Consider the following 16,176-nt stretch of genomic DNA (forward strand, 5'->3'; position numbering starts at 1 on the left):
AAAGTCGAAAACCTGGAAAGGGAGGCACAGCCGTGCGCCCTCCCACCCCCCCCCCCCCCCCCCCCCCCCCCCCCCCCGCCTCCCCCCCCCCGCCCTCGGCCGTCGGCTCGAGCGGTTTACGGCTCGAACTTGTAGCCCAGGCCTCGCACGGTGACCAGGTAGCGCGGCGCGCCCGGGTCCGGCTCGATCTTCGCCCGCAGCCGCTTGACGTGCACGTCCAGGGTCTTGGTGTCCCCGACGTAGTCCGCACCCCAGACCCGGTCGATCAGCTGCATCCGGGTGAGCACCCGGCCGGCGTTGCGCAGCAGCATCTCCAGCAGGTCGAACTCCTTGAGCGGCAGGTCGACCTTGCCGCCGTCCACGGTCACCACGTGCCGGTCCACGTCCATCCGGACCGGGCCCGCCTCCAGCGCGCCGGGGCCGGCGCCGTCGGTGCCCGGGCCACCGTCCTCGCCGCGGCGGCGGAGCACCGCGCGGATCCGGGCGACCAGCTCGCGGGTGGAGTACGGCTTGGTGACGTAGTCGTCGGCACCTATCTCCAGCCCGACCACCTTGTCGATCTCGCTGTCCTTGGCGGTCACCATGATCACCGGCACGTTGGAGCGCACCCGGAGCTGACGGCAGACCTCGGTGCCGGGCAGCCCGGGCAGCATCAGGTCGAGCAGCACCAGGTCGGCGCCGTTCCGTTCGAACTGCTCCAGCGCGTCGGGCCCGGTGGCGGCGACGGCCACCTCGAAGCCCTCCTTGCGGAGCATGTACGAGAGGGCGTCGCTGAACGACTCCTCGTCCTCGACCACCAGTACTCGGGTCACGATCGGGCCTCCGGGGCAGGAATGGGGGTTGCGGTTGTCGGTCGGTCGTCCTGCGCCGGCGCGGCCGACGCGGGGTTCTGTCCGGCGGGGAGCCGGACGGTGAAGGTGGAGCCCTGGCCCTCGACGCTCCAGACCGAGACGGTCCCGCCGTGCGAGGCCGCCACGTGCTTGACGATGGAGAGCCCGAGGCCGGTCCCGCCGGTCGCCCGGGAGCGGGCCGGATCCACCCGATAGAAGCGTTCGAAGATCCGCTCGCGGTCCTTCTCCGAGATGCCGATGCCCTGGTCGGTCACCGAGATCTCGATCAGTTCGCCGTCGGCCTCGCCGATCGCGGCGGCGCTGGCTATCCGGCGGGTGGCGATCGCCACCCGGGTCCGCGGCGGGCTGTAGTTGACGGCGTTCTCGACCAGGTTACCGAGTGCCGCGGCCAGCTGGCCGCGGTTGCCGTGCAGGTAGAGGCCGGCGATGCCGCCCGCGGCGATGTGGATCTGCTTGGCGGAGGCCTGCTGGCGGCAGCGGTCCATCGCCTCGGCGATCAGCTCGTCCACCGGCACCGGTTCCGGATCCATCAGCAGCTGGTCGTCCTGGACCCGGGAGAGGTCGATGATCTCCTGCACCAGGCTGGCCAGCCGGGTCGCCTCGATCTGCATCCGGCCGGCGAAGCGCTGGACCGCCTCCGGGTCGTCGGACGCGTCGGCGACCGCCTCGGAGAGCAGCGAGAGCGCCCCCACCGGGGTCTTCAGCTCGTGGCTGACGTTGGCCACGAAGTCGCGCCGGACCGCCTCGATCCGCTTGCGCTCGGTGAGGTCCTCGACCAGCACCAGCACCAGCCGGGAGCCCAGCGGGGCGACCCGGACCGAGACCGCCAGCGGCTCGCCGGTCCGGGCCACGCCCGGCCGCGGCACGTCCAGCTCGACCTGGCGGATCTCGCCGTCCCGGCGGGTCGCCCGGGCCAGCGCGAGCATCGGCTCGACCGCCACCGCGCCACCGCGGACCAGGCCCATCGAGTACGCGGCCGAGCTGGCCTTGACCACCTCGTCGCCGTCGCCGAGCACGATCGCGCAGGAGCGCAGCACGGACAGCACGGTGTCCACACCCGGCGGGAGAGCCGGCTCCGGAAGGGGGGAGGGCACCGCCGAACCGGCGCTTCGCCTGCCGTTGCCGCTCCTGCTGCCCCGGGACTGTTCGCGCTCGCTCCAACGGAAGGCGATGGCGGCCGTGAGACCGACGCCGAGCCCGGCGATGGCGCAGGCAGCGGCGGCAGCCACATTCACGTCCATGCCGACCAGCCTAAGCGCAAGGTCCTGGCCCGCTGAAAGCGTCAGATCAAGGCATTGGCCGCCCGTTGCCGAGAATTCACCTTCAGGTAGCCGCTGGTTCACTGCCTCGGCCGTGGCTGGTCGCCCGGACGGCCCAGGCTGATCCGCGCGGCCCGTGTGGGTCGGTGGCGCGCGTACAGTGCCCGCCATCGGCAGCGGCCGTCCGCCCCGCCGTGGACCGCCCGGTCGGCACCGCCACCGACACAGCCAGGCAGTAAGGAGAGAGGACAGCGATGCGCGACACCTACCACGAGGAACTCGACTCGATCGGCGACAGCCTGGTCGAGATGGCCCGGCTGGTCGGTTCGGCGATGGGCCGGGCCACCACCGCGCTGCTCGACGCCGACCTGGCCCTGGCCGAGAGCGTGATCGCGGCGGACGACAAGGTCAACGCGCTCCACCACGACCTGGAGACCCGGGCGATCGACCTGCTGGCCCGGCAGCAGCCGGTCGCCACCGACCTGCGGATCGTGGTCACCTCGCTGCGGATGAGCGCCGATCTGGAGCGCTGCGGCGACCTGGCCCGGCACGTCGCCAAGGTGGCCCGGCTGCGCTACCCGCACACCGCGGTGCCCAACGACCTGCACCCCATCCTGCTGGAGATGGGCCAGCTCGCCCAGCGGCTGGTGGCCAAGGCCGGCCAGGTGATCGCCACCAAGGACGTCGAGGCGGCACTGGAGCTGGAGCGCGACGACGACGCGATCGACGAGCTGCACCGCGAGCTGTTCGCACACCTGATCGACGATCGCTGGCAGCACGGCATCGAGACCGCGGTGGACGTCACCCTGGTCGGCCGGTACTACGAGCGCTTCGCCGACCACGCGGTCTCGGTCGCCAAGCGGGTGGTCTTCCTGGTGACCGGTGAGCACGCGGACGAGTTCAAGGCGGAGAGCACGGCCGGCGAGTAACCCGCGGGATCAGGCGCGGGGGCGCACGGGGGCACCGACTCCCCACCCCTGCGCGCCCGTTGACGCCCCTTCCGGAGGAGGGCTTCACTCAAGGGGTGGGCAGAGGCACTCTGCCCACCTGATCGAGGAGGGCTCCGCAGCATGACCACCACCCCCACCCGGACCGTCCCCACTCCCCGCCCCGCCGAGCCGGCCCGCTGCCGCACCCGGCCGACGCTCCTGCTGCTCGGCGCCTGTGGCTGCGGGCCCGGCTGCGGCTGCGGCTGCCAGTCCGGCGCGCCCTGCCAGTGCGGCGGCGCGGACGGGGGCTGCTGCGGCGGACACTGACCGTCGTCACCGCTGAACGACGAAGGCCCCCGCATCCGTGCGGGGGCCTTCGTCGTTCAGTGCCTTACTTCTTGCCCTGGTTCTTCACGGCCTCGATGGCGGCCGCGGCGGCCTCGGCGTCCAGGTAGCGGCCACCCTTGGCGACCGGCTTGAAGTCCGCGTCCAGCTCGTAGACCAGCGGGATGCCGGTGGGGATGTTGAGGCCGGCGATGGCCTCGTCGGAGATCCCGTCCAGGTGCTTCACCAGCGCGCGCAGGCTGTTGCCGTGCGCGGTGACCAGCACGGTCCTGCCCGCGGCCAGGTCCGGCACGATCGCGTCGTACCAGTACGGCAGCATCCGCTCGACGACGTCCTTGAGGCACTCGGTGCGCGGGCGCAGCTCGCTCGGGATGTCGGCGTAGCGCGGGTCGTCGGACTGCGAGAACTCACTGCCGTCGGCCAGCACCGGCGGCGGGGTGTCGTACGAGCGGCGCCAGAGCTGGAACTGCTCCTCGCCGAACTCGGCCAGGGTCTGTGCCTTGTCCTTGCCCTGCAGGGCGCCGTAGTGGCGCTCGTTCAGCCGCCAGCTGCGGCTGACCGGGATCCAGTGGCGGTCGGCCTTGTCCAGCGCGATCTGCGAGGTGCGGATGGCGCGGCGCAGCAGCGAGGTGTGCACCACGTCCGGGAAGAGGCCCTCGGAGGCGAGCAGCTCGCCGCCGCGCGCGGCCTCCTTCTCGCCCTTCTCGTTGAGGTCGACGTCGACCCAGCCGGTGAACAGGTTCTTCTGGTTCCACTCGCTCTCGCCGTGGCGGAGCAGGATGAGTCGGTAGGTCGTGTCAGCCATGCGGCACAGCTTAATAGAGGCGAATAACAGGTGGCCGGGCCCAAAGACCTTGGAGTAAGTTGCGCATGCCAGTTGTGCCACTTACCGACCCGCGCTCCGGTCCCCACGCCCGGGCGCGGGACGCCCGCCGTCGGGGGAGCCCTCATGCCCGTGCCCGGTCCGTCCGCGTCCAGTCCGTCCGCCCCCGAGCTGTCCGCCCCCGAGCCGTCCGCCCCCGAGCCGTCGACGGCCGGGGGTCCGGCTCGCCGCGCCGACCGGCTGCGCCGGGCCGCCGCCGAGTCGGTCGGCGGACTCCCCCGGGCCTTCTGGTGGCTCTGGACCTCGACGCTGATCAACCGGCTCGGCGGCTTCGTGGTGCCGTTCCTGGCGCTCTACCTCACCGTCGATCGCGGGTACTCCGCCTCCTACGCCGGCCTGGTCGCCTCGCTCTTCGGGCTCGGCGCGGGCGTCGGAGCGATCATCGGCGGGGTGCTCACCGACCGGATCGGCCGGCGACCCACCCTGCTGACCGCCCAGTTGCTCACCGCGGCCAGCACCGCGGCGCTGGGTTTCGCCCACGGGCAGCTGGTGATCGCGGCGGTGGCGCTGCTGGTCGGACTGAGCAGCAACGCCTCGCGCCCGGCCGTCGCGGCGGTGATCGCGGACGTGGTGCCGGCCGCGGACCGGGTCCGGGCCTACGCACTCAACTACTGGGCGGTCAACATCGGGTTCGGCGTCTCGGCGGCGGTGGCCGGGCTGGTGGCGGAGCACGGTTACCTGACGCTCTTCGTGGCGGACGCGCTGTCCACGCTGCTCTGCGCGGTGGTGGTGTTCGGCCGGATCCCGGAGAGCCGGCCGGCCGAGGGGCCCGCCGCCACTTCGTCGGAGCCGGCGGAGCGGCGGGTCGGTCTGCGGACGGTCTTCCGCGACCGGGGTTTCATGCTGCTGGTCGGGGTGACCTTCCTGCTCGCCCTGGTCTACCAGCAGGGCAGCACCACGCTGGCGGTCGGCATGAGCGAGGCCGGCCTGAGCACCGCCCGGTACGGGCTGGTGATCGGCCTGAACGGGCTGCTGATCGTGGTGCTGCAGATCCCGGTGACCCGGCTGGTCAAGCACCACGACCGCACCCGGCTGCTGGTCGCCGGGGCGCTGCTGACCGGGTGGGGCTTCGGGCTGACCGCCTTCGCCGGAGCCTCGGCGCTCTGTTACGCGGCGAGCGTGGCGGTCTGGACGGTCGGCGAGATCGTCCAGGCACCGGCCAGCATGGGGCTGGTCGCGGAGCTCTCGCCGGCCGGTGCGCGCGGGCGCTACCAGGGCGTCTTCTCGCTCGCCTGGTCCGGGGCGTCCTTCCTGGGCCCGGCCGCGGGCGGCTTCCTGCTGCAGCACGCGGGCGGCCGGACGGTCTGGGGCGCCTGCGCGGTGCTGGGGACGCTCGCGGCGATCGGCTACCTGACGCTGGGCCGGGTGGCCCGTCCGGTCAGCCCTGCCGCGGCGGCTCCTGAGGCCACTCCCGCCGGGACTCCTGCTCCGGCCGGGCCAGGTGCGTGAAGGCCGCCAGGTTGCGGGTGGACTCCCCACGCTTGGTCCGCCACTCCCACTCCCGGCGGATCGCCGAGGCGAAGCCCAGCTCCAGCAGCGTGTTGAACGGCTCGTCGGCGTTCTCCAGCACGGTGCCGAGCAGCCGGTCCACGGTGTCCGCGCAGAGCGCCTCCAACGGCAGCCGGCCGGTCAGGTAGACGTCGCCGAGCGCGTCCACCGCGTACGCCATGCCGTACAGCCGGGTGTTGCGCTCCAGCAGCCACCGGAAGACGGCCTCGTGGTTCTCGTCCGGGCGGCGGATCACGAAGGCGTTCAGCGAGAGGGTGTGGTCGCCCACCCGCAGCGCGCAGGTGGTGCTGAGCTTGCGGGTGCCGGGGAGGGTGGCGACCAGGGTGTAGCGGTCGCCGACGGCGGGCTCCCACGGCACGCCGGCCTCGTCGAGCGCGGCGCCGAGCAGGGTGAGGGCCTCGTCCTTGGTACGGGTTGCCATGGCAGGTGACGTTACCCGTTGGTAGGGGCGGGCGCAGCCGTCGGTCCGCTCAGTGCCGACGGCGGCTGCCGAGCCGCCCGGCCGGGCGGGCCAGCGCGCCCGCGTACACCTCCGCCGTCGCGGCGGCGGACGCGCCCCAGCCGAACTCCACCGCGCGGCGGGCCGCCGCCGCGCCCTGCCGGGCCACCAGCTCGGACCGCTCCACGTACGGCTCCAGCGCCCGGGCCCAGTCCCGCTCGTCGTGCCCGTCGACCAGCCGGCCGGTCTCGCCGTCCCGGACCGCCACCGGCAGCCCGCCGACCGCCGCCGCCACCACCGGCGTGCCGCAGGCCTGCGCCTCCAGCGCCACCAGGCCGAAGGACTCGCTGAACGAGGGCATCACCAGCGCGGTGGCCGCCCGGTACCACTCGGCCAGCTCGGTCTGGCCCACCGGCGGGTGGAACCGCACCACGTCCCCGATCCCCAGCTGGGCGGCGAGCTTCTGCAGGCCCTGCGGCTTCGCCAGGCCCGTCCCCGACGGCCCGCCGACCACCGGGACGACCAGCCGCTCGCGCAGCTCCGGCCGCTGCTCCAACAGCGCGGCGACCGCTCTGAGTAGCACGTCCGGGCCCTTCAGTGGCTGTATCCGGCCGGCGAAGAGCAGCACCGCGGCCTCCGCCGGCAGGCCCAGCCGGGCCCGGGCGGCCCGTCGGTCGCCGGGGCGGAAGACGTCCAGGTTGACCCCGGGGTGGACCACCGCGAGCTGGTCGGCCCGGGCGCCGTAGTGCCGGGAGAGCTCGTCGGCCTCGTCGGCGGTGTTGGCGATCAGCCGGTCGGCGGCCTCGACCACCTGCGTCTCGCCGATCACCCGTGCCGCGGGCTCGGGCGTGTCGCCCTCGGCCAGCGCGGCGTTCTTGACCTTGGCCATGGTGTGCATGGTGTGCACCAGCGGCACGCCCCAGCGCTCGGCCGCCAGCCAGCCGACCTGGCCGGACAGCCAGTAGTGGGAGTGCACCAGGTCGTAGTGGCCGGGCCGGTGGCCGGCCTCGGTGCGCAGCACGCCGTGGGTGAAGGCGCAGAGCTGGGCGGGCAGGTCCTCCTTGACCAGTCCCTCGTACGGGCCCGCGGTGACGTGCCGGACCAGCACGCCGGGGGCCAGCTCCACGGTCGGGGGGAGGTTCGAGGCGGTGGCCCGGGTGAACACCTCGACCTCGATGTTGAGCGCGGCGAGGCGCCGGGCCAGCTCCACGATGTAGACGTTCATGCCGCCGGCGTCGCCGGTGCCGGGCTGGTGGAGCGGGGAGGTGTGGACGCTCAGCATGGCGACCCGGCGCGGGCGGCGGGCCCGGCCTCCGGTGAGCGCGTGCAGGCGGCCGCGCACGGGCGGCGGGGTCAGGCGATCGCGCCGCGCCGCCGCAACGGGGTGCTGGATCACTCGGCTGAAGCCTCCCTGGTCTCCCGGCCGAGCGCGCCCATGCTGGCGTCGCCGGTACCGGTCGGTCCCTCGTTCTGTCGCACTGCCTCGTCGTCCTGCGCCGTCGTGGTGGGCCGTCGTGGTGGGCCGCGGTACCCGGCCGGCGGACCCGGGTCGGCCCGTCAACAGGATGACAACCGCGGCGGGGGCGGGCGGCATTCCCGGGCGGGCCCACGCTTCCACCGGGTTCGGCGCTTCGGGTGGTCGGCCACGTACCCTGCGGGCATGGCTTCCTTCGACCCCGGCTCCTTCGGGCACCCCGCCAGACACCGGACGTCGAAGTCCCCGACTTCCCACCCGGCCGGCACCGCCGGTGCCATCCCCGCCCAGCGCCGCCCGGTCGGCACCGTCACCCGCGGCACCACCAACACCAACCGGTTGCGCCGGATGGACCGCTGGATCGTCCATGCCCTCGGCCCCGCGCTGCGCGCCGCGCACCACCCGCCGGTCGCCGTGGACCTGGGCTACGGCGCCGCCCCCTGGACCGCCGTCGAGCTGTACGGACGGCTGCGCGCCGCCCGGCCGGACATCCGGATGGTCGGCATAGAGATAGAGCCGTCCCGGGTGGCGGCCGCGCTGCCGTACGCCGTGCCGCCGGCGCTGACCTTCCGCCGCGGCGGCTTCGAGGTGCCGCTGGACGGCGGGTCCGCCCAGCTGATCCGGGCCGCCAACGTGCTGCGGCAGTACGAGGAGGAGGCGGTCGAGGCGGTCTGGGAGCGGCTCTGCGCGCGGCTCGCACCGGGCGGACTGCTGGTGGAGGGGACCTGCGACGAGATCGGCCGCCGGCACGTCTGGGTGGCGCTGGGGCCCGAGGGGCCGCGGACGGTGACCTTCGCGGCCCGACTGGGCGGCCTCGAACGACCGTCCGACCTGGCCGAGCGGCTGCCCAAGGCGCTCATCCACCACAACGTCCCGGGCCGGCGGGTGCACCGCTTCCTCACCGAGTTCGACCGCGCCTGGGCGGCCGCGGCGCCCTACGGCGCGTTCGGAGCCCGGCAGCGCTGGGTCGCCGCGTGCACCGCGCTGGCGGGCGACTGGCCGCTGCTGGACGCGCGCGGGCGGTGGCGGCAGGGCGAGATCACGCTGCCCTGGGTCGCGCTGGCGCCCTGAGCGAGGTTCCGGGCCGGGCGCCATCGATTCACTCGAACGAGTTATCGAATACCTCTGGCATGTTGACGCACGGTCAGTCCACCATGGGGTGTCACCTGGTGACGCTCCTTGACTCGATCAGGCCCGATCAGACCGCCGACCCCGCGGGGCCGAGCCCCAGCGCGCCCCGCACTCGCTCGAACACGTCGTACGCCTCCGCCCCGAACAACACGAACCGCACCTCCATCCCAGCCACCTCCTGCCTGCCGGTCTCCCCTCCTCCTTCGTCCGCCTCCGCACCGGCCAGGTTCGCCGCCACCGTCGACAGCGCGATCCTCGCCACATCCTCCATCGGCCAGCCGTACACCCCGGCCGAGACCGCCGGAAAGGCCACACTGCGCGCGCCGAGCTCCCGCGCCACCCGCAGCGACTCCCGATAGCAGGACGCCAACAGCTCGGCCCTGCGCTCGTAGTCGTCCACCAGGTACACCGGCCCCACGGTGTGCACGACGTACCGGGCCGGCAGGCGTCCCGCAGTGGTCGCCACCGCCTGACCGGTCGCGAGCCCCTTGCCGTAGTGCGACGCCCTGAGCCGGCGACACTCCGCGAGGATCTCCGGCCCACCCGCCCGGTGGATCGCACCGTCCACCCCACCGCCGCCCAGCAGTGACGTGTTGGCCGCATTGACCACGACGTCCACCTGCTGCCGCGTGATATCACCCTGGACCAACGTGATCTGTGTCACGACAAGCCCCCTCTCCCACAGTCGGGCTGTGGCCCACGCCACAGCCCCTCGGACCAGCCAACCGCCCCCGCCACGGGCGTGGCAATAACCACATCCGCACCGACCAACAACGGAAAAGGCCAGAGATCACGTTATGGTCGCGAGAAGTTCCCTGACTCGCGGCGCCGTGCGGGCACTGCGCACGGACCGCAGCCGTTACCCCGTCAGGGAAAGGGAGGAACCATCCGTGCCCGCTACGGGAGACGGGCAGCGCACCGGCGCCGAGAGCCGGTACAGCGGCCCGGCAGCCACTGACGTGCGCCAGCGCGTGAGTCCGCCGTGCCCCGGTCCGGGAGCCACCCCCTTCACGCGCAAGGACCTCGACGGCCTGGAGAAGCCCGGGGTGGCGGGCGACCTCGCCGAGCTGAACAGCCTCGACGGCTTCGGCGGCCCCACCGGACGCGGCCCACACGACGCCGCCGCACTCTCCGCTCCCGGCGCCGCATCCGTCCTGTCCACCGACCTCGGGGCCACCCTCGTGCCATCCTCAGGCTCCCTCCCCCTCCCCGGCCCGCGGTCCACCGACCGTCCCGGCAACACCGACCGGTCCACCGCACCGCTCAAGCTCCTGGTGATCGAGAGCGACACCTCCGACGCGAAGCTCATCGAGGAGCTGGCCGCGGCGAGCGGCACCCCGGTCGAGCTCTACTGGGCGCGCGGGTTGAGCCAGGCGGCCACCCTGCTGGCCCCGCCGAGCGGCGGGCCCGGTCGGCGCGGGTGGACCCGACCGGTCGAGTTCAGTTGTGTGCTGGTGGACCTCGCCGCCGGGCTCTCCGCCCTGCCCTCCGACCACGCGGACACCGGCCCCGGCGACCGCGCCGCCGCCGACTCGCCCGCCGCCGACCCCCTGGACGGGCTGCGCGATCTGCTGCGCCGGGCCCCGCACACCGCCGTGGTCGTGCTGACCGACGCCGCGGATGCTCAGCTGGGCCCCGCCGCGGTGGCCGCCGGCGCCCAGGACTTCCTGATCAAGACTGAGACGGACGGTCCACTGCTGGCCCGTGCCCTGCGCTACGCCGTCGAGCGCAAGCGCGCCGACGAGTCACAGCGGCGCCTGGTCGAGGCCGAGCTGCGCGGCCAGGAGAACGCGCGGCTGCAGCGCCACCTGCTGCCCACCCCACTGCTCGACGGGGCCAACCTCTCCTTCACCCGCCGCTACCGGCCGGGCCGCCGGCGCGCCCTGCTCGGCGGGGACTTCTACGACGCGGTGCGCACCGACGACGGCTCGGTGCACGTGGTCATCGGCGACGTCTGCGGCCACGGCCCGGACGAGGCCGCGCTCGGGGTCGCGCTGCGGATAGCGTGGCGGACCCTGGTCTTCGCCGGTCTCACCGGCCAAACCCTGCTCACCACCCTCCAGCACGTCCTGGAGCACGAGCGGCGCAGCGACGAGATCTTCGCGACCCTCTGCATGCTGGTCATCTCACCGGAGGAGTCGCCCGACCAGGCCGCGCCCTCGCACGGCAGGTCCGGCGGCAACCGCGGCGGGCGACCGCCGGCCGCCCGCTCCGCCGAGGCGGACCGGCCCGCCCGGGAGCACGCCCAGGTCTACCTCGCCGGCCACCCGGCCCCGCTGCTGATGAGCGCGACCGGACGGCCCGTGGTGGTCCCGGCCGAGCACGCGGGTCCCGCCCTCGGGCTGCTGCCCTGCGACGACGTCGCGGCCGGCTGGCCGCCGTACCACCTTGACCTGGAGCCCGGCTGGAGCCTGCTGCTCTACACCGACGGGCTGATCGAGGGTCGGGTCGGCGCCGGGTCGCGCCGCCTGGGCCAGGACGGGCTGGTCGGCCTGATCGGCGACCACCAGGCCGGCGGGCTGAGCCGCGGCCGGCTGGTGGACAGCGCGATCGCCGAGGTGGAGGAGTTGAACGGCGGCGCGCTGACGGACGACGTGGCGGTGCTGCTGCTGGAGCGCAACCCCGCTCCCCTGCTGATGGGCTGACCACCCTTCAGGGCCGTCTTCATCGTCGGGCCCCATCAGCGGGGAGCGGTGCGGATACCGTGATCACCGTCCGGCTGTCACCAGGGGCCGTACGGGCCGGTGTTACGGCGGTCGCCGCGGCCCCGGCCGTCCGTCAGCGCCTTGATCGCGGGCCGGACGTCGACCATGTACACGATCGCCGCGACCAGGCCCGCCAGGGTGAGGAAGCTGCCCATGATGTTCGCGCCGAAGAGCAGGTCCAGCCCGAGCGCGGCGGCGAGCAGGACCAGCCAGAAGGTCTTGCTCTTCTTGTCCGCCGCCCGGTAGGCGTCCTCCCGGCGGATCGCGGCGTCGACGAGGGCGAACGCCTTGAAGAGGATCACGGCCATGGAGAGCCACCAGAACGGATTCAGCAGGTTGACGTACGTGATGTAACCCACCACGGTCTCCTCTCGGCTCTTGCCGTCATCACCACAGCTGACTTCCCACGGCTGTGTCCCTCAATCCTCACACGCCCGCGCCACAACCTCGGGCGCCGTCATCCGGGCGCCGTCGCTCACTCCCCGCCGGCGGGCTTCTCGGCGGCCGATGCCTTGCGCGGCCGGGCCGGCTTGCGGGACTGAGCCGGCGCCCCCTCCTCGACCAGCTCGGCCTCCACCGGCTCGTCGAGCGGCACGACCTCGGCCGGAGCGTCGGCCGCTTCCGCCGCACCTCCCGGACGTCCCTTCTCCACCACGACCTTGCCCCGCTCGGCCAGCTCGTCGTAGACCTCCTTCGCCTTGACGGCGAGTTCCGCGGCCCGGCCCACCTGCTGCAGCGCGAGGGTCTGCGCCCTCTCCTGCAACGACCGCAGGTCGGTCGGCAGGGCGCCCACCGACCCCACCACCTTGGACTGGGCATCCGCCAACCGCGTCTGCACCTCGTGCAGGGTGGCGGTGGCCAGCTCCTGCGCCCCCTTGCGATCACCGGTCAGCGCCTCGACCCGCCCGGGCACCTCGCGCAGCTTCTCGTACGCCAGCTCCCCGGCGCCCGCCAGCGCGTAGAGCGGCGTGGGGTCGCTCAGGGTCTTCTTGATCTCGTCGGTGATGGGCATCTGCTGCTCTTCCTCTCCGTCCGAACCGTCCGGCCGACGCACCCGATGCGCGCCGCCGCGTCCCCCTCGTCCCCCGGGCCGCGCTCAGCCCTCCGCGTTCTCCTTCACAAAGGCCTCGTACACCGCCAGCAGCGCGTGCTTCTGCTGCTCGTTGATCGCGGCGTCCGCCAGGATCGCGCTCCGGAGGTCCGCCCCACCCACCGGCCGCTCCTCCAGAATCCCGGCCTGCACGTAGAGGGTCTCGGCCGAGATGCGTAGCGCCTTGGCGATCTGCTGCAGGATCTCCGCACTCGGCTTCCGCAGCCCCCGCTCAATCTGGCTGAGGTACGGATTCGACACACCCGCAGCCTCCGCCAACTGGCGCAACGAGTACTGCGCGTTCCGCCGCTGCTCCCGGATGTACTCACCCAACGAGCCCACGTTCAGTGAAGCCATGCCCCCATCCTGCCACGTGCGCTTGCAAAAGCAAGCAGGCGAGCAAGCGCTCGGCGGAGCGCGTCACCGTGGTCGAGTGAGGGCCGGCGGGCGTCAGTGCCACCCCTCAGTGAACGTGAGCCAATCTCAGTCGTTCCGAACCATTCAGTCGGATGCCTCAGGCAAGCTCGGCCAACTGGTGACCTGCCTCGCTCATCCTGACCCACCTGCAGTCCGGGCGCCCTACGGTCGTTCTGCCAGGTCAGCACCGAATGAGGGGTGGCTGGTGGATCCGGAAGACTTCTGGTTGGAGTACGCCGACACGCTGGGGACGCTGTGCCGGGGGCCACTTGATTCTGGCCGAGTTCGAGCGCGCGTTCCCTCTCAACTACCGCCCACACTCCAGCACAGGCCCATGGATGCGCGACGCCCTCATCACTCTCGCCGAACGCATCGACACCAACGCGCGGCGGCTCAAGTTAGGTCGTGTCCCGCCGAGTGGTGTAGCCGATCTTGCCTCAAAGCTTCACAGGTGCGCAGCTGCCGGGAGACCGGACGGCGCCCTCGGACTGAAGCCCACAGGCTGACGCCTTGTCAGCCCAGACTGGGTTCCCGAAGCCGGGATTCCGGTCGTGAACTGCGCTTTTGCCGCCTTGATCGGCTACACCACTCGGTGGGACACCATCTCAAGTTAACCAAGCCAGGCGAGCACCGACCGTAGGCCAGCAAGTCGGGGCGCCGGACAACTTAGGGTGGATGCCGAGCAGGTCTGGCGAGAGTCGAGCCCGGAAACACCGTCGAGGGCACCTGTCTCTCGGTTGGCGCAGGCTGGCCTCTACCTGGACCGGGCCCGCACCGCCGCCATCCGCTCCCGCGCGACCCTCTCGGCGTCGGTCAGGCCGCAGCCCTAGGCATATCTCACAGCACAGGACTACCGCAGCCACCCAACGACTGTCAGCCGAACGGCTCCGACATCACTCAATCAAGTTCAGTAGCGCACGACTCCGGCCGCGCGTACTTCGGCGAGCGCTTGCCGTGCCAGCGGGCCGAAGCCCTCGCTGTTGTTGGTGTCAATCCACTGATCGTAGGCGATCTCCCAGACGAGCGTGCCCAGTTGCGCGGCCACGCGCGCGGTCAGGCTCGGGACTCCGCGGCGGCTGAGGGCCTCGATCATCGAGGCGGTGAGGTCGATCCTTTTCAGGGCTTCGCGTTCACGCAGCTCCGTATTGGCGTTCAGCACGGCCTGGCGCCGGCCGCTGAACTCGCGGCGGTCGACGGTGAAGAACGTCCGGCCGAGCACATCGAGAGCGTCCGCAACCGCGTCGAGCGGCCCGGCCGCCGGCGGCGCCGAGGCGATCCCTTCGAGGAGCAGACCGGTCACCGTGCCCGTGCCGAAGAGCACCTCGCGCTTGTCCGGGAAGTACCGGAAGAACGTGCTCTTGGTGAGCCCCGCGCGCTCCGCGATCTCGATCACGGTCGTGTTCTCGTAGCCGTGCTCCTCGAAGAGGTCGAGGGCGGCGGCGGCGAGTCGTCCTGGTGCGTCGGGTTGCCAGCGAGCCATGGGAGCAGTGTACGGGACTTCATCCCATCACGCGTGCGGCCGATAGGACAAAGTCCCATCACTGATGTACGGTCATAAGACAAAGTCCCATCACTGGCCGGGAGAGGTCACCGATGAGTAAAGCTGTCCGTTACCGGCGATTTGGCGGCCCCGAAGTACTCGAACTGCAGGAGATACCCGAGCCGCACGCCGCACCGGACGAGGTTCGCGTCCGGGTCACGGCCGCCGGGCTGAATCCGATGGATTGGCAAATCACCACACAGCCCGACATGGCGGCGCGGTTCGGCATCACCTTGCCGGCCGGGTTCGGCAGCGACTTCGCCGGAGTGGTCGACGAGGTGGGCGCCGTAGCCACGGGATTCGCGACCGGCGACCGGGTGTACGGGGCCGCGATTGGCCGGTCCGTCGCCGATTTCGTGCTGGTCAAGACACCCGCGGCACACCTGTGGCCCACCCCGGAGGGCATCGGCGACGAGGTGGCGGGCACGCTTCCGGTGTCCGGTCTGACGGCCTCCGCCGCACTCGCCGCGATCGGACTCCGCACCGGGGACACCGTCCTGATCGGTGGGGCGGCGGGTGGCGTGGGCATCTTCGCCGTGCAGCTGGCGAAGCTTGCGGGTGCCCGGGTGCTCGGCACCGCCTCCGAGCGCACGTTCGGATTCCTGCGCGGGCTCGGCGCCGAACCCGTGGCGTACGGCCCTGGCCTGGCGGACCGGGTACGGGCCCTGGCACCCGAGGGGATCACCGCCGCAACCGACCTGTTCGGACGGGAGGCGGCCGAGACCGCGCTCAAGCTCGGCGTGGCACCCCAGCGGATCTCCGTCGTAGCCGACGGCCCCGCCCCGCCGCCCGGTGTGCGCAAGACGGGCGCCCTCGATGCGGGTCCGGGCGCCCTGGAACGGATCGCCGACGCGATCCATTCTGGCGAGATCACGGTTCCGATCGCGGCGACCTTCCCGGTCGAGCAGATCCGCGAAGCCGTGACGACACAGGCCGAGAGGCATGTTCACGGCAAAATCGTGATCGCACTGTGAACTCGGCACGAGGTGGACTCAGCGACCAGGATTAACAGTCAAGCTGAATTCGCAATTCAGCCCGCATACTTACGAGGTCGTGCGTGGTGGGTGGTGGCACGTCGATGCCGTGATCGTTGACCGTGACCTGTGGTGGGGCCCGGTTGCGGCTGGCGACAGAGTTCTTACCGCCACTCCTAGTCAAGTTTCTGCCACACCCAAGTGGTTCATGTTGAGCGAGACGGACGCACCTCAACCGTCTCACTCAACATGAACCCCCCTGGTCACAGGCTCAGGGTGGTTCCTTCACTGAGGCTGGAGTGCGCCACGAAGGGTCGCGTCCTCGGAGTGGTGTAAAAGGCTCGACGAGGGTGCCGTGCGGCGATCTTATGCGGCCTCGGTGGCGGCTGTCACGGCGGTGCCGCCTCGGGGCCGGAGCCGGGTCGGCGGTTCGAGGATGGCTCGGCGGAGGTCTTACAGGGTGCGCAGGCCGGCGGGGGTCATGGTGAAGCCGCGCCAGCCGCGTGAGGCTCGGTCCAGGACCGCCCAGACCAGCGAGGTGCACGAGTGCTCGCCGGGGAGGCGGCCGATGACCTTGACCCGGCGGCGGGTTTCGCCGAAGGTCCGCTCGATGAAGTTGGAGTGCCGGAT

The 16,176-nt window shown here is 72.2% G+C and carries 16 protein-coding genes; 6 read left to right on the top strand and 10 right to left on the bottom strand.

The window, feature by feature from the left end:
• Positions 1-116 precede the first annotated feature (116 nt).
• Together phoP and phoR are read right to left on the bottom strand one after the other, a co-directional pair.
• Complete coding sequence (gene phoP, locus ACZ38L_RS32805; protein ID WP_396555892.1) at positions 117-812, bottom strand: two-component system response regulator PhoP; 696 nt, start codon at positions 810-812, stop codon at positions 117-119.
• The gene (gene phoR, locus ACZ38L_RS32810) at positions 809-2,092 is read right to left on the bottom strand and encodes a two-component system sensor histidine kinase PhoR (RefSeq protein ID WP_465700282.1); all 1,284 of its coding nucleotides are present in this window, start codon (positions 2,090-2,092) and stop codon (positions 809-811) included. The genes phoP and phoR overlap by 4 nt, the downstream gene beginning before the upstream one ends.
• 272 nt (positions 2,093-2,364) lie before the next feature.
• Between phoR and phoU the strand changes: the two genes are divergently transcribed.
• A complete protein-coding gene (phoU, locus tag ACZ38L_RS32815) occupies positions 2,365-3,039 on the top strand; it encodes a phosphate signaling complex protein PhoU (protein ID WP_465700286.1) in 675 nt (224 codons plus the stop codon).
• A gap of 141 nt (positions 3,040-3,180) precedes the next feature.
• Positions 3,181-3,366, top strand: a complete 186-nt coding sequence (locus tag ACZ38L_RS32820; RefSeq protein ID WP_465700288.1) for a hypothetical protein — start codon at positions 3,181-3,183, stop codon at positions 3,364-3,366.
• A gap of 64 nt (positions 3,367-3,430) precedes the next feature.
• Here ACZ38L_RS32820 and ACZ38L_RS32825 read toward each other — a convergent pair whose 3' ends face one another.
• Positions 3,431-4,189 (bottom strand): phosphoglyceromutase, encoded by a 759-nt coding sequence (locus tag ACZ38L_RS32825; RefSeq protein ID WP_396555900.1) that lies wholly within the window; start codon positions 4,187-4,189, stop codon positions 3,431-3,433.
• Between the two features lie 144 nt (positions 4,190-4,333).
• Between ACZ38L_RS32825 and ACZ38L_RS32830 the strand changes: the two genes are divergently transcribed.
• Complete coding sequence (locus tag ACZ38L_RS32830; RefSeq protein WP_465700290.1) at positions 4,334-5,716, top strand: MDR family MFS transporter; 1,383 nt, start codon at positions 4,334-4,336, stop codon at positions 5,714-5,716.
• On the opposite strand, the gene ACZ38L_RS32835 is transcribed toward ACZ38L_RS32830, so the two are convergent.
• Both ACZ38L_RS32835 and mshA read right to left on the bottom strand, forming a co-directional pair.
• Positions 5,646-6,197 carry a type III secretion system chaperone family protein gene (locus tag ACZ38L_RS32835; RefSeq protein WP_465700293.1) on the bottom strand — a complete coding sequence of 184 codons (552 nt, stop codon included), beginning with the start codon at positions 6,195-6,197 and terminating at the stop codon, positions 5,646-5,648. The two genes, ACZ38L_RS32830 and ACZ38L_RS32835, sit on opposite strands and share 71 nt — an antisense overlap.
• 49 nt (positions 6,198-6,246) lie before the next feature.
• Positions 6,247-7,497, bottom strand: coding sequence for a D-inositol-3-phosphate glycosyltransferase (gene mshA / locus ACZ38L_RS32840; protein WP_465700311.1), 1,251 nt, complete (start codon positions 7,495-7,497; stop codon positions 6,247-6,249).
• A gap of 378 nt (positions 7,498-7,875) precedes the next feature.
• Here mshA and ACZ38L_RS32845 point away from each other — a divergent pair, with 378 nt between their 5' ends.
• On the top strand, positions 7,876-8,760 hold the full coding sequence (locus ACZ38L_RS32845; RefSeq protein WP_465700295.1) for a class I SAM-dependent methyltransferase: 885 nt from the start codon (positions 7,876-7,878) through the stop codon (positions 8,758-8,760).
• Between the two features lie 127 nt (positions 8,761-8,887).
• On the opposite strand, the gene ACZ38L_RS32850 is transcribed toward ACZ38L_RS32845, so the two are convergent.
• Positions 8,888-9,484: an O-acetyl-ADP-ribose deacetylase gene (locus ACZ38L_RS32850; RefSeq protein WP_465700297.1), complete on the bottom strand. Its 597-nt coding sequence runs from the start codon at positions 9,482-9,484 to the stop codon at positions 8,888-8,890.
• Between the two features lie 226 nt (positions 9,485-9,710).
• Here ACZ38L_RS32850 and ACZ38L_RS32855 point away from each other — a divergent pair, with 226 nt between their 5' ends.
• Positions 9,711-11,465, top strand: coding sequence for a PP2C family protein-serine/threonine phosphatase (locus tag ACZ38L_RS32855; RefSeq protein ID WP_465700299.1), 1,755 nt, complete (start codon positions 9,711-9,713; stop codon positions 11,463-11,465).
• A gap of 77 nt (positions 11,466-11,542) precedes the next feature.
• Here the strand turns inward: ACZ38L_RS32855 and ACZ38L_RS32860 are convergent, their stop codons facing one another.
• From ACZ38L_RS32860 to ACZ38L_RS32875, 4 genes are all read right to left on the bottom strand, one after another.
• Positions 11,543-11,887 (bottom strand): DUF2516 family protein, encoded by a 345-nt coding sequence (locus ACZ38L_RS32860; protein ID WP_465700301.1) that lies wholly within the window; start codon positions 11,885-11,887, stop codon positions 11,543-11,545.
• Positions 11,888-12,000: 113 nt separating this feature from the next.
• Entirely contained in the window at positions 12,001-12,537 is a 537-nt protein-coding gene (locus tag ACZ38L_RS32865) for a hypothetical protein (RefSeq protein WP_465700303.1), read from the bottom strand.
• An 84-nt stretch (positions 12,538-12,621) separates the two neighbouring features.
• Entirely contained in the window at positions 12,622-12,972 is a 351-nt protein-coding gene (locus ACZ38L_RS32870) for a helix-turn-helix domain-containing protein (protein WP_396555914.1), read from the bottom strand.
• Positions 12,973-13,939: 967 nt separating this feature from the next.
• On the bottom strand, positions 13,940-14,512 hold the full coding sequence (locus ACZ38L_RS32875; protein ID WP_465700305.1) for a TetR/AcrR family transcriptional regulator: 573 nt from the start codon (positions 14,510-14,512) through the stop codon (positions 13,940-13,942).
• Positions 14,513-14,625: 113 nt separating this feature from the next.
• Here ACZ38L_RS32875 and ACZ38L_RS32880 point away from each other — a divergent pair, with 113 nt between their 5' ends.
• Positions 14,626-15,546, top strand: a complete 921-nt coding sequence (locus ACZ38L_RS32880; RefSeq protein ID WP_465700307.1) for an NADP-dependent oxidoreductase — start codon at positions 14,626-14,628, stop codon at positions 15,544-15,546.
• Positions 15,547-16,176: the final 630 nt, after the last annotated feature.

The sequence above is a fragment of the Kitasatospora sp. NPDC024654 genome (assembly GCF_055559155.1).